The organism is gamma proteobacterium symbiont of Scutellera amethystina (assembly GCF_059730845.1).
Genome location: NZ_AP035935.1, coordinates 310564 through 323736, shown reverse-complemented (window position 1 = coordinate 323736; position 13173 = coordinate 310564). Strand labels below are relative to the sequence as shown.

General features: G+C 59.1%; 10 protein-coding genes. 6 read left to right on the top strand and 4 right to left on the bottom strand.

All coding sequences use genetic code 11. The features are described 5' to 3' along the window. Positions 1–76 precede the first annotated feature (76 nt). The 4 genes from AC6I79_RS01420 to pckA all read left to right on the top strand — a co-directional run bounded on the left by AC6I79_RS01420 (position 77) and on the right by pckA (position 5647). Complete coding sequence (locus tag AC6I79_RS01420) at positions 77–2218, top strand: intracellular growth attenuator family protein (protein ID WP_132466605.1); 2142 nt, start codon at positions 77–79, stop codon at positions 2216–2218. 239 nt (positions 2219–2457) lie between these two features. Continuing rightward, on the top strand, positions 2458–2859 hold the full coding sequence (gene hslR, locus AC6I79_RS01415; protein WP_021507413.1) for a ribosome-associated heat shock protein Hsp15: 402 nt from the start codon (positions 2458–2460) through the stop codon (positions 2857–2859). 25 nt (positions 2860–2884) lie between these two features. After that, the gene (gene hslO / locus AC6I79_RS01410) at positions 2885–3757 is read left to right on the top strand and encodes an Hsp33 family molecular chaperone HslO (protein WP_021507412.1); all 873 of its coding nucleotides are present in this window, start codon (positions 2885–2887) and stop codon (positions 3755–3757) included. Between the two features lie 270 nt (positions 3758–4027). Next, on the top strand, positions 4028–5647 hold the full coding sequence (gene pckA, locus AC6I79_RS01405) for a phosphoenolpyruvate carboxykinase (ATP) (RefSeq protein WP_159378034.1): 1620 nt from the start codon (positions 4028–4030) through the stop codon (positions 5645–5647). Between the two features lie 133 nt (positions 5648–5780). On the opposite strand, the gene envZ is transcribed toward pckA, so the two are convergent. Both envZ and ompR read right to left on the bottom strand, forming a co-directional pair. After that, positions 5781–7139, bottom strand: coding sequence for a two-component system sensor histidine kinase EnvZ (gene envZ / locus AC6I79_RS01400; RefSeq protein WP_031279686.1), 1359 nt, complete (start codon positions 7137–7139; stop codon positions 5781–5783). Continuing rightward, positions 7136–7855: an osmolarity response regulator transcription factor OmpR gene (gene ompR / locus AC6I79_RS01395; RefSeq protein ID WP_001157751.1), complete on the bottom strand. Its 720-nt coding sequence runs from the start codon at positions 7853–7855 to the stop codon at positions 7136–7138. Before ompR ends, envZ begins: the two co-directional genes overlap by 4 nt. A 510-nt stretch (positions 7856–8365) precedes the next feature. On the opposite strand from ompR, the gene yjbE reads away from it, so the two are divergent. After that, on the top strand, positions 8366–8608 hold the full coding sequence (yjbE, locus tag AC6I79_RS01390) for an exopolysaccharide production protein YjbE (RefSeq protein ID WP_021507409.1): 243 nt from the start codon (positions 8366–8368) through the stop codon (positions 8606–8608). Between the two features lie 102 nt (positions 8609–8710). Here yjbE and greB read toward each other — a convergent pair whose 3' ends face one another. Further along, positions 8711–9217, bottom strand: coding sequence for a transcription elongation factor GreB (greB, locus tag AC6I79_RS01385; RefSeq protein ID WP_058780186.1), 507 nt, complete (start codon positions 9215–9217; stop codon positions 8711–8713). A gap of 53 nt (positions 9218–9270) precedes the next feature. Further along, a complete protein-coding gene (locus tag AC6I79_RS01380; protein ID WP_159378033.1) occupies positions 9271–10533 on the bottom strand; it encodes a hypothetical protein in 1263 nt (420 codons plus the stop codon). 236 nt (positions 10534–10769) lie between these two features. On the opposite strand from AC6I79_RS01380, the gene AC6I79_RS01375 reads away from it, so the two are divergent. Continuing rightward, positions 10770–13100 (top strand): Tex family protein, encoded by a 2331-nt coding sequence (locus AC6I79_RS01375; RefSeq protein WP_159378042.1) that lies wholly within the window; start codon positions 10770–10772, stop codon positions 13098–13100. Positions 13101–13173 lie beyond the last annotated feature (73 nt).

Below are 13173 nucleotides of genomic sequence, written 5' to 3'. Positions count from 1 at the left end.
ATTGACTCGTATTGCAGGTTTTACCGGGAGCACATCGTAAACGTGACGGCAGTTTTTTGGCTGGATTGAGCAAAGCATGAGCACTCTTATCGTCATTCTGGCTGTCATGCTGGCCTGTTCGTTAGTGGCCGGAATCGGCTACTGGTACGCTATGCGGCATCGTCCGCCGTTGGCGAAACCACTGCCGTTTATCAGTCCGCCCTGCCGTAAACTCACCGATGAAGAACGCGCTGCCGTTGAGAAGTATATTGCGTCGCTGGGTAAAGCGCGTCAGCACAGCAGTGGGCGATCGACCCGATCGTCACGGGAACCCGAAGCGCTGGCGCTGACCGCACAGAGCAATAATGTTTATCCCGTTACCCGCTCCATCACCCGTTACGGCCTCTCCACTGACGATCCCCACAAATGGCGCTACTACCTGGACGAAGTCGAGGTGCATCTGCCGCCGCTGTGGGAGCAGTACATCGCTGAAGAAAATTACGTCGAGCTGATCCGCACCCAGACCCTGCCGCTGGTGATCTCGCTCAACGGCCACTCGCTGGTGAACTATGCGGTGGAACAACCGGCGCTGCCGCCGCTGGTGCGGCCAATGTCGACCAACGCTTCGATTCGTAAAGAGGAGAGCGAAAACGTCGAGCTGCTGCAGGTGCGCAAAGAGTCGCCGGAAGAGTATCAGCTGTCGCGCGCCGACGGCACGCGTGAAGCGAGCGCTATTTGCTGCGCCTTCCTGCTGTTTTTCCTCAGCCTGGTGCTGCCCGGCAGCCTGATGCTGTGGATTGCGCTGCCTGCCGGCGCGATCGTCGCTGTCAGCCTGTGGTTTATGTACCGATTCCCCGGTGAAAAAGGGCTGCGCGATGTGCACTGTCTGCGCGGCGCACCGAAGCGCTGGGGCCTGTTTGGCGAATCCAATCAGGAGCAGAGCAACATTTCGCTCGGCATCATCGACTTAATCTATCCGGCACACTGGCAGCCTTATGTGGCACACGACCTGGGCCAGGTGACAGATGTGGATATCTACCTGAATCGTCAGGTGGTACGTCAGGGGCGCTTCCTGTCGCTGCAGGATGAAGTCCGCAACTTCCCGGTACAGCGCTGGCGTAAAAACCTGGTGCTGGCGTGCGGTTCGCTGCTGGTGCTGGTGATGCTGGTGAGCTGGATTCCGCTCAGCATGCCGATCAAACTCAGCCTCGCCTGGTTAAAAGGGACTGAGAGCGTGGAAGTGAACAGCGTCGATAAACTCGCTGCCCTGCCGCTGCACATTGGCGATAGCCTGAAAGTGAGCGGCACCGGCATGTGCTCGGTTCCGGGCAATTACCAGAGCAACCGCAGCTACGGCTACATGCCGTTCGACTGCTCGGCGATTTACTGGAACAACGCTGCGCCGCTGCCGCTGCCGCAGTCGGACATCATCGATAAGGCCGCCGCGCTGCTGGAGACCACCACGCAGCAGTTGCATCCGGAAACCAACACCGACCCGAAACTTAACCCGCAGCTGGCGTCGGCGATTCAGAAATCAGGCATGATCCTGCTGGATGATTTCTCCGATCTGGTGCTGAAAACCCAGCAGCTATGCAGCCAGCAGCAGGACTGCGTGCGCCTGAAAAATGCGCTGGTTAACCTCGGTAACGCCAAGGACTGGGATACGCTGATTCACCGTGCGGATTCCGGCAAGCTCAACGGCATGAACGTGCTGCTGCGCCCGGTTAGCGCCGAAGCGCTGGAGAATCTGGTGAATACCGCCACCTCGACCTTCTTCTCGCGGGAGACGCGTCGCGCGGCGGAAACCCTGAACAGCCCGCCGCCGGGCGGATTCCTGATCATTAGCGACGAAGGCCGGCAGATGGTGAACCAGCCGCAGCCGTCGGTGGCGCTGTTCGATCTCGACGCCCCTTCACAATGGCACGAACTGCAGCGCCTGTCCGGCATGCTGCTGCACACGCCGTTTGCCGCCAGCGGTATCATTACCAGCATTACCACCGATGCCAACGGCACGCGCCATATCGCCCTGCACAACGAGCCCGATGCCATGGCGCAGTGGCGTTATCTGGGCACCGCGCTGCTGATGCTGGTGCTGATTGTCAGCGCCATCAGCAACGGCCTGCTGGCGCTGCGCCGTATCCACCGCAACCGCCTGCGTATGGCGCAGATTCAGCAGTATTACGACAAGTGCTTTAACCACAACCTCAGCACTATGCAGAGCGTGCGCTCGCTGTTCTGACCCTCCGCCTTCTGTGCTACCCTGTCGCCCTGTTTTTCAGGGCGGAAAACAAAATGCCGATTACGCTTAAGGGATTGGCGATGGATCGGCAGCCCGCAACGGCACCTCGCCCTTGATTTATCACGTTGTACCCATACCTTTGGGTATCCGGCACCGGCCCGATCCATCTTTCCGGCGTCATGCGACCATGTGCGACCGATCGCCACACGGCGCGACGCAGCGTAACAGCAGGAGCCGCAATGAAAGAGAAAACCAGTGAAGGCGTCCGCCTTGATAAATGGCTGTGGGCCGCGCGCTTCTATAAAACCCGCGCGCTGGCTCGCGACATGATTGAAGGCGGCAAAGTGCATTACAACGGCCAGCGCAGCAAACCGGGTAAAGTGGTCGAACTGCAGGCCGAGCTGACGCTGCGTCAGGGCAACGATGAGCGCACGGTGATCATCACCGCCATCGGCGACCAGCGGCGTCCGGCCAGCGAAGCGCAGCAGATGTACGCGGAGACAGCCGCCAGCATCGAAAAGCGCGAAAAGAACGCGCTGGCGCGCAAAATGAATGCCCTGACCATGCCGCATCCCGATCGCCGCCCGGATAAAAAAGAGCGCCGCGATCTGCTGAAATTTAAATTGTCGGGCGATGAATAACTCGCGCCCCCACGAGAGAAACCTTATGTCTGTTCAAGATCAACTGCATCGCTACCTGTTTGAAAACGTCGCCGTGCGCGGCGAGCTGGTCAACGCATCTCAAACCTGGCGCGACATCGTGCAGAACCACGACTACGCCGAGCCGGTCAAAACGCTGCTGGGCGAACTGCTGGTCGCCACCAGCCTGCTCACCGCCACGCTGAAATTTGACGGCGACATCACCGTGCAGCTGCAGGGCGATGGCCCGCTGAGCATGGCGGTGATCAACGGAAATAACCGCCAGGAGCTGCGCGGCGTGGCGCGCCTGAAAGAGGATGCGGAGATTGCCGCCGGCAGCAGCCTGAAGCAGATGGTGGGTAACGGCTATCTGGTGATCACCATTTCGCCTGAGAAAGGCGAGCGCTATCAGGGCGTGGTCGGCCTGGAAGCCGATACGCTGGCGGGCTGTCTGGAAGATTACTTCATGCGTTCCGAGCAGCTGCCAACCCGCCTGTTCATTCGCACCAGCGAGAAAGGCGCAGCCGGTATTCTGCTGCAGGTGCTGCCCGCGCAGGAGCCCAACCTGGATGACTTCAACCATCTGGCCACGTTAACCGAAACCGTGAAGAGCGAAGAGCTGATTGAGCTGCCCGCGACTGACGTACTGTGGCGTCTCTATCATCAGGAAGAAGCCACGGTTTACGATCCGGCGCCGGTCAGCTTCAAATGCACCTGCTCGCGCGAACGCTGCGGTGAAGTGCTGAAAACGCTGCCGCCAGAGGAAGTGGATGAGATTCTGGTCGAAGACGGCAAAATCGATATGCACTGCGACTACTGCGGCACGCACTATGTGTACGATGCAGTGGATATTGCTGCTATTCGTAACGCTCCCTCCGGCAATAGCGATCAATTGCATTAATCAGCAAACGGGCGGTGACGCCGCCCGTATTTTCCGCCGGCGTAGCGCTATGATTTTTCACGGAAATTAACTAATTTACGCTAACTTTAGTTTCATAAGTGGCAGATTTCTCTACTTGTCACGTTCCAGCTCGCATTTTTAACTCTCTTCACTTTTCCACCTCGCTCAGACGTGTACACTGCGCGCGATCTGCCCTGTGCGGCTATGCGCAGCAGGACGCAGAAACCCTCATAAAAAATGCCATGAAGTACCGATTTAAGGAGCAGTCACATGCGCGTTAACGGCCTGACATCGCAAGACCTCGAAACGCTCGGAATTAGCGGCACCACCGAGGTGGTGTACAACCCTGATTACGCCACGTTATTTCAGGAAGAAACCCGCCCGGAGCTGGAAGGTTACGCGCGCGGCACCCTGACGCAGAGCGGTGCCATTGCCGTGGATACCGGCATCTTCACCGGACGTTCGCCGAAAGATAAATACATTGTGCGGGATGACACCACGCGTGACACGCTGTGGTGGAACGATGTTGGCAACGGCAAGAACGACAACCAGCCGCTGTCACAGGAAACCTGGCAGGCGCTCAAAGATCGCTGCACGCAACAGCTTTCCGGCAAGCGTCTGTTTGTGATTGACGCCTTCTGCGGCGCCAACCCGGACACCCGCCTCAGCGTGCGTTTCGTGATGGAAGTGGCGTGGCAGGCGCATTTCGTCAAAAACATGTTTATCCGTCCGACTGAAGCCGAACTGGCTGAGTTTACGCCGGATTTCGTGGTGATGAACGCAGCGCAGTGCACCAATCCGGACTGGCAGGCGCAGGGGCTGCATTCAGAGAATTTTGTCGCCTTTAACCTGACTGAACGCATGCAGCTGATCGGCGGCACCTGGTACGGCGGCGAGATGAAAAAAGGCCTGTTCGCCATCATGAACTATCTGCTGCCGCTGAAGGGTATCGCCTCGATGCATTGCTCGGCCAACGTCGGCAAAGCGGGCGACGTGGCGGTGTTCTTTGGCCTGTCCGGTACCGGTAAAACCACGCTCTCTACCGATCCGGATCGTCAGCTGATCGGCGATGATGAGCACGGCTGGGACGACGACGGCGTCTTTAACTTCGAAGGCGGCTGCTACGCCAAAACCATCAATCTGTCAGAGCAGGCCGAGCCGGAGATTTACCGCGCGATTCGCCGCGATGCGCTGCTGGAGAACGTGGTAGTGCGCGCCGACGGCACGGTCGATTACGCCGACGCCAGCAAGACGGAAAACACCCGCGTGTCTTACCCGATCGAGCACATCGAAAACATCGTGCAGCCGGTGTCGAAAGCGGGCCACGCGAAGAAGGTCATCTTCCTGACCGCCGACGCGTTTGGCGTATTGCCACCGGTTTCGCGTCTGACGCCAGAGCAAACCCAGTACCACTTCCTGTCCGGCTTTACCGCCAAGCTGGCCGGCACCGAGCGCGGTGTGACGCAGCCCACCCCAACCTTCTCCGCCTGTTTTGGCGCGGCGTTCCTGACGCTGCATCCAACGCAGTACTCGGATGTGCTGGTGAAACGTATGGAGGCGTCCGGCGCGCAGGCCTATCTGGTGAATACCGGCTGGAACGGCAGCGGCAAGCGCATTTCGCTGAAAGACACGCGCGCTATCATCAACGCGATTTTGGCCGGTGAGCTGGATGAAGCGGAGACCGTGACGCTGCCGGTGTTCAATCTGCAGGTGCCCACCACGCTGGCACAGGTGGACGATGCCATTCTCGATCCGCGCCGCAGCTGGCCTGACGCCGCCGCCTGGCAGCAGGCTGCCGAAGCACTGGCGCAGCGCTTTATCACCAATTTCGAGAAGTACACCGATAACGATGCCGGTAAGGCGCTGGTGCAGGCCGGCCCGCAGCTGTGAAGTAGCCCAGCCGCCACAATGGCGGCTTAGCGATGGCACATTTCGTCGCGGCGCGATTTATCGCGCATGCCTGCAGCGGCAATATCGCTGATGGATGCGCAATAGATTGCGCCGCGACGGTTGGTGCGGAAATTTAACTAACGTTACTGCTTACTGCCGTCGTGGCGCTGTTTTCCGGAATCGGTAACCACGCACGGATACGTAATCCGCCGCGTTCACTGTCGCCAATCTCCAGCGATCCGTCATGCGCATCGATAATACGCTGCACAATCGCCAGGCCCAGACCGGTGCCGCTGGTGCTGCGCGCGCTATCGCCACGCACAAACGGCTGGAACAGATGCTGTAACTGATCCGGCTTAATGCCCGGACCATCATCCTCCACCTGGAACCACGCGCGATTCAATTCCTGACCGCTGCTGACCTTGATCCAGCCGTTACCGTAACGCGCCGCGTTAACCACCAGATTCGCTACCGCGCGTTTAATCGACAGCGGATTAATATCCAGCATCAGCTCCGCGTCCATCACCGCATTCTCAATCTCGCGCTCGTAGCCGCTCTCCGCCGCCACCACTTCGCCCAGCACGCTATTCAGATCGGCACGCTCGGTTTGCATCTCCTGCCCGGTGCGCAGGTAATCGATGAACTGCTCAATGATGGCGTTACACTCTTCGATGTCTTTGTTGATCGACTCGGCCAGGTAGCCATCTTCCTCGCCCATCATCTCGGTGGCGAGACGGATGCGCGTCAGCGGCGTGCGTAAATCATGGCTGACGCCGGCCATCAGCAGCGTACGGTCATCGGCCAGCTGCTTCACGCCCGCCGCCATCTGGTTGAAAGCACGCGTCACCGAACGCACTTCCGAAGCACCATATTCGCGCAGCGGTGGCGGAATAATGCCTTTCCCCACCTGCAACGCAGCGTGTTCGAGATCGACTAAGGGTCGGTTCTGAATGCGGATAAACAGCCAGGCGCCGCCAATCGCCAGCAGCATTATCGCCAGGGTATAGCGGAACAGCGGTGAGAAGTCGCCCTGATGGATTTCGGTCAGCGGTACGCGCACCCAGATATCCGGCGACAGCCAGGTTTTCAGCCAGACCACCGGCGAGTTTTTGTTAACCTCAACCCGCACGTCGGTCGGCCCGCCCAGCTGCTGCGCCATCTGTTCACTGAGGAATTCATAATGCTGCGCCCAGCGCAGCCCGCTCTCTTCCGCCGCCGCGTTGGTGTACAACGAGATGCCCAGCTCACGATAAATTTCGCGCCGGAAGGCCGGCGGCACTTCCAGCTGCGTACCATCCTCCAGCTGCAGCCGATCGGTCATCAGCATACGCACTTCGTAGGCGAGGACTTTGTTGAACTGCTGCAGGCTGGGAAGAATGGCAAAATTGAGCACCACCAGGTAGGTCGTTACCAGGCTGACGAACAGCAAGGTAACGATCAATAACAGGGTGCGGGCAAACGAACTGCGGGGTGAGAAGCGCAATCGCCTCATGCTTTACTGCCGTCCGGAACGAACACGTAGCCAAGGCCCCAGACGGTCTGGATGTAGCGCGGATGTGCCGGATCTTCTTCGACCATGCGGCGCAGACGAGAGATCTGCACGTCGATAGAACGCTCCATCGCACTGTACTCACGCCCGCGCGCCAGGTTCATCAGCTTATCGCGCGACAGCGGCTCACGCGGATGGCTCACCAGCGCTTTCAGCACGGCGAACTCTCCGCTGGTCAGCGGCATCGGCTCATCTTCACGGAACATTTCACGCGTGCCGAGGTTCAGTTTGAACTTACCGAAGGCGATGACCGCTTCTTCCTGCGACGGCGCGCCCGGCAGCTCATTGGCCTGACGACGCAGCACAGCACGAATTCGCGCCAGCAGCTCACGCGGGTTGAACGGTTTTGGAATGTAGTCATCGGCGCCGATTTCCAGCCCCACGATACGATCGACCTCTTCACCTTTCGCGGTGACCATAATGATCGGCATCGGGTTACTCTGGCTACGCAGACGACGGCAAATTGACAGGCCATCTTCACCCGGCAGCATTAAATCGAGCACCATTAAATGGAATGATTCGCGGGTCAGCAGACGATCCATCTGCTCGGCGTTGGCGACGCTGCGCACCTGAAAGCCCTGTTCGGTGAGATAGCGTTCGAGCAGTGCGCGCAGACGCATATCATCATCGACGACCAGAATTTTGTAGTTCTCTTGCATGTTCAACTCCCAAAGGCGCCATTGCCTGAGCCGATATTGTGTTAAAAAGATGCCTGTCTGTGACAGTCATTAATGGTTTATATTCTAGCCGAAATTGTTACAAAGCATATTAAACAGCAGCTTATCTTTAATTTTAACCGCGAACTGCGGCTCCGCTCGCGCTTTTCTGACTGATTTTGACGCCGTTTAGCGCTTGTCTGAAAATCAGCGGCGTTTTCTGTCGGCGAGTGGTCCAGCCGGGCCGTCCCGCTTCCGCCGTCAGGCGGGGCGCGCCATTTGGCTTAAGTTTCGCCTGCAGGATAAGCCAACGGCCGCGCTCAGCAGCATAAAATAGCGCGTTTTCGCCGCTGACTGCGTATCCGCGCTCGGAACAGTGCCAGTGCGCGCGCAAAATAAGGCCAGTGTTAAATAAAGTGATTTAAATCAGTCAGTAAACTCCCCTTTCCTCTGCGCAAATGATCTCCGACACTGCATCGGTACCTGCTTACTGAGTTCATGTGGAGAAGAAAGATGAAAAAAACCGTTGTTCTGCTGAGCGCTCTGGTACTCACCAGCCTCACACAGGTTCAGGCCGCTACGCCAGCGGGCGAAGCCGCCGGCGCACAGGCGTCGACCACGGCCAAAGGTAATTCAGATGCTATCGGCATCGGTGCGGTGGGTGCCCTGCTCGGCGTCGCGCTGGCCACCATGGGCGGCGGCGATCACGGCGGTAGCAGCACCTCAACGACCACGGCGACCACGCCGGGCAAATAACGCTTATCTGGCGCGGCAAGGCTGCGGCGCTTCCCCCTCTTATACTGCCAGCCCTTTCGCCAGCGGAGAATAAGTTGCGCCCCGGCTTGTTTCACCAGGCCATTACTCTCCGCCTCTTTTTTCCTCACTTTCCGTCACGTACTCAATGCGGTTCACAAACCACACCTTCTGTCCTTCCGGCGTGTTTACTGTCACCTCATCATCCACCTCTTTTTTGATCAGCGCGCGCGCCATCGGCGAGTCGATGGAGATGTAATCTTTCACCGTATCGCCATAGATCTCGTCCGGTCCGACGATGCGAAAACGCTTCACGTCGCCCTGCTCATTCTCCACTTCCACCCAGGCACCGAAGAACACTTTGCCCTCCTGCTGCGGCGCATAATCAACAATTTTCAGCTCGGCGAGGCATTTACGCAGATAGCGCACGCGGCGATCGATCTGGCGCAGCAGGCGCTTGTTATAGGTGTAATCGGCGTTTTCAGAGCGATCGCCCAGGCTGGCGGCCCAGGAGACAATGCGGGTGATTTCCGGCCGCTTCTCATTCCACAGATGGTCGTGCTCAGCACGCAGCTTGTTATAGCCTTCGCGGGTAATCAGTTGGGTTTTCATCGCTTCACTCGTGGTTACAGCCCTGTTTACTGCACAGAGGCTATCACAAAGCCTTACCTGCCCGGACAGGCACCCAGCGTCTTTTTCATCAGGCGCACATAATCGGCGACCAGGCCAGGCGTCCAGGTCATGATTTCTGCCCGTTCGCGCAGCACGCAGGCGCCCCAGAACGCCGGCTGCAGCAGCAGCGCAAACACCTGCTGCAGCCGCTGGCCGTAATAGCCTTCAAACGCCACGTCCAGCGCATCCACCACGGTGGTCGAACAGTTTTTTGCCGTCAGATTATACAGGCTGTCACCACGGTTGGCCTGCCAGTAGCTGGCGAGCGCCTGCCCGTTGTAGTGCTGAAAACTGAAGGTTAAATCCGGGCTGCGCCAGTCGGCAATCTCTGCCGCCAGCGAGGGGAGAAAACGGCCGGGACGATCGTTAATCTGTCCGGCCAGCAGCAGACGCGGCAGCTCGTGCGGTTGCGGATCGATCTCCTGCTGCGGATAAAGGCTGATGTAGCCGCGCTCGCCAAAGCTCAGTGCCGCGTGGCCGGTACAAAAGTGCCCTTCACCGTTAATCACGCCGATGTAACGGTCAATCACATAGCGCTTCGGCTGTTGACTGACTTCAGACTGCGCCTGCCAGACGTGGACACAGAGAGGAAATGCCGCAGCGTCCGGCGGAAAGCGGGCCTGCTGCCACGGCCGGAGCCGCGCGATATGACGATGGCCGCGACAAAACCACGGCAGCAGCGTAACGGACTGACCCGCCGGCAGGCGCTGCCACTGGCGCCAGACGCGCCATACCGTCAGGCTGAACGACAGCAGCAACAGCACCAGCCAGCTGCCCAGCAACAGGCAGGTATGCAGGTTGTCATTGAAAAACAGCACCACGCTGAGCACCATCTCGCCGCAGCCCAGCATAAAATGTCGCACCCAGCGCTGGCGCTGAATCAGCGCCGCGCTCAGGCAGCGAAACAGGCCGTTAAACAACAGGCAGATTTCCATCACCGTCAGCAGCAGTTTCTTCAGTTGCCTTTCGTCACCGTGCCACAGCGCGCCGGCCAGCAGCGTGCCGACAAAAATCAGGGAAAACAGCAGATTGAGCCAGCGCTGCAGCGACACCTCGCCGCTCAGCAGGTTAAACAGCAGCGACAGCGACAGTAAGAGCGCCAGCACCTGTAGCGACAGATTGATATGCCCATCGACCAGCACGTCCGCCACAATCATGCCGGCCAGCAGCACACCGCACAGCGCCAGGCCATAAATCAGCAGACGATAACGCACCAGCAGCTCGCGTCCGGCCAGCAGCAGCAGTAATTTGATCATTGCTTCACCCTCCTTCCGTGGTTTGCCGCGGATTATAGGGCAGAGACGGGGCGAGCCTGGCTGCAACCGGCACGCCATTGCGCTGGGGTTTAACACATAGGTGGCTAAGTTTCTCTGAGTTGCGCGCTGCATTCAGAAAAAGACGGATTCACCGGTCAGCGGCTGGCAATTTGCGGCCTCAGTCCGTATAACTGTCCCCTATTTCTAACCCTGTGTAAGCAAGACCGTTACTGATGATGAAAGATTCGCTGAGCCAGATTATCGCAGGTGAGCTGAAGGCACGCGCCGACCAGGTTGACGCCGCCATTCGCTTGCTGGATGAAGGGAACACCGTGCCGTTTATCGCACGTTACCGTAAGGAAGTGACCGGCGGGCTGGATGATACCCAGCTGCGTACGCTGGAGAGCCGTCTCGGCTATCTGCGTGAGCTGGAGGAACGCCGCCAGTCGATTCTGAAATCCATTGAAGACCAGGGCAAACTGACACCGGAATTAGCCACTGCTATCAACGGCACGCTGAACAAAACCGAGCTGGAAGATCTCTATCTGCCTTATAAGCAGAAGCGCCGCACGCGCGGGCAGATCGCTATCGAAGCCGGGCTGGAACCGCTGGCAGAGACGCTGTGGAACGATGCGTCTCAGGATCCCGAGCAGCTGGCAGCGCGTTATGTCGACGCGGACAAAGGCGTCGCCGATGTGCGTGCCGCGCTGGATGGCGCACGCTATATCCTGATGGAGCGCTTCGCCGAAGACGCCACGCTGCTGGCGAAAGTACGTGAATACCTGTGGAAGAACGCCCATCTGGTTGCGCGCGTGGTGGAAGGCAAAGAGGAAGAAGGCGCTAAATTCCGCGACTACTTTGATCATCACGAAGCGCTGAGCAGCGTGCCGTCGCACCGCGCGCTGGCCATGTTCCGTGGCCGTAACGAAGGCATTTTACAGCTGTCGCTCAACGCCGATCCGCAGTTCGACGAGGCACCGCGCGAAAGCTACGGCGAAACGCTGATCGCCGACCACCTTGGCCTGCGCCTGAACAACGCACCGGCCGACAGCTGGCGCAAAGCCGTGGTCAGCTGGACCTGGCGCATCAAGGTCCTGCTGCACCTCGAAACCGAACTGATGGGCACCATCCGCGAACGGGCGGAAGACGAAGCGATCAACGTGTTTGCCCGTAATCTGCACGATCTGCTGATGGCGGCTCCCGCCGGCATGCGCGCCACCATGGGTCTCGATCCTGGCCTGCGCACCGGGGTCAAAGTGGCGGTGGTCGATGCCACCGGCAAGCTGGTCGCGACCGATACCATCTATCCGCATACCGGCCAGGCGGCCAAAGCCGCGACCTCGGTGGCGGCACTGTGCGCGAAACATCAGGTTGAACTGGTGGCGATCGGCAACGGCACCGCTTCACGTGAAACCGAGCGTTTCTTCCTCGACGTACAGAAGCAGTTCCCGCAAATCAAAGCGCAAAAAGTGATTGTCAGTGAGGCCGGAGCATCGGTCTATTCCGCTTCCGAACTGGCGGCGCAGGAGTTCCCCGATCTCGACGTTTCGCTGCGCGGTGCGGTGTCTATCGCCCGTCGTCTGCAGGATCCGCTGGCAGAGCTGGTCAAAATTGACCCGAAATCGATTGGCGTCGGCCAGTATCAGCACGATGTCAGCCAGAGCCAGCTGGCGAAAAAACTCGATGCGGTGGTGGAAGATTGTGTGAACGCCGTGGGCGTCGATCTGAATACCGCTTCGGTGGCGCTGCTGACGCGCGTCGCCGGCCTGACGCGCATGATGGCGCAGAACATTGTCAGCTGGCGTGACGAAAACGGCCGTTTCCAGAACCGCCAGCAGCTGCTGAAGGTGAGCCGCCTTGGGCCGAAAGCCTTTGAACAGTGCGCCGGCTTCCTGCGCATCAACCACGGCGATAATCCGCTGGATGCCTCAACGGTGCATCCGGAAGCCTATCCGCTGGTAGAGCGCATTCTCGCCGCTACAGAACAGGCGCTTAATGAACTGATGGGCAATCCGGGTAGCCTGCGCGACCTGAATGCGCGCGACTTCACCGATGAGCGTTTCGGGCTGCCGACCGTCACCGATATCATCAAAGAGCTGGAGAAACCGGGCCGCGATCCGCGTCCGGAGTTCAAAACCGCGCAGTTTGCCGAAGGCGTGGAGACGCTCAACGACCTGCTGCCGGGCATGGTGCTGGAAGGTGCGGTGACCAACGTGACCAACTTCGGCGCGTTCGTCGATATCGGCGTGCATCAGGACGGCCTGGTGCATATCTCTTCGCTGTCGGACAAATTCGTAGACGATCCGCATCAGGTGGTGAAAGCCGGCGATATCGTCAAAGTGAAGGTGATGGAAGTCGATCTGCAGCGTAAGCGTATCGCGCTGACCATGCGTCTGGATGAGCAGCCGGGTGAAAGCAACGCGCGCAGCGGCGGCAACCGTGGCGCAGGCAAAGAGGCCGCGCGGCCGGCCGCCGGTGCCAAAGGCCGCGGCAAACCTGCCAGCGCCAGCGTCGGTAACAGTGCGATGGGCGATGCGCTGGCGGCTGCGTTTGGGAAGAAACGCTAAGCGGCGCGCGAGTGCAGGAGGTTGATAAATTGTCCTGGCGGACTACGCTGAAAAAACCGTGTGAAAAAATGAC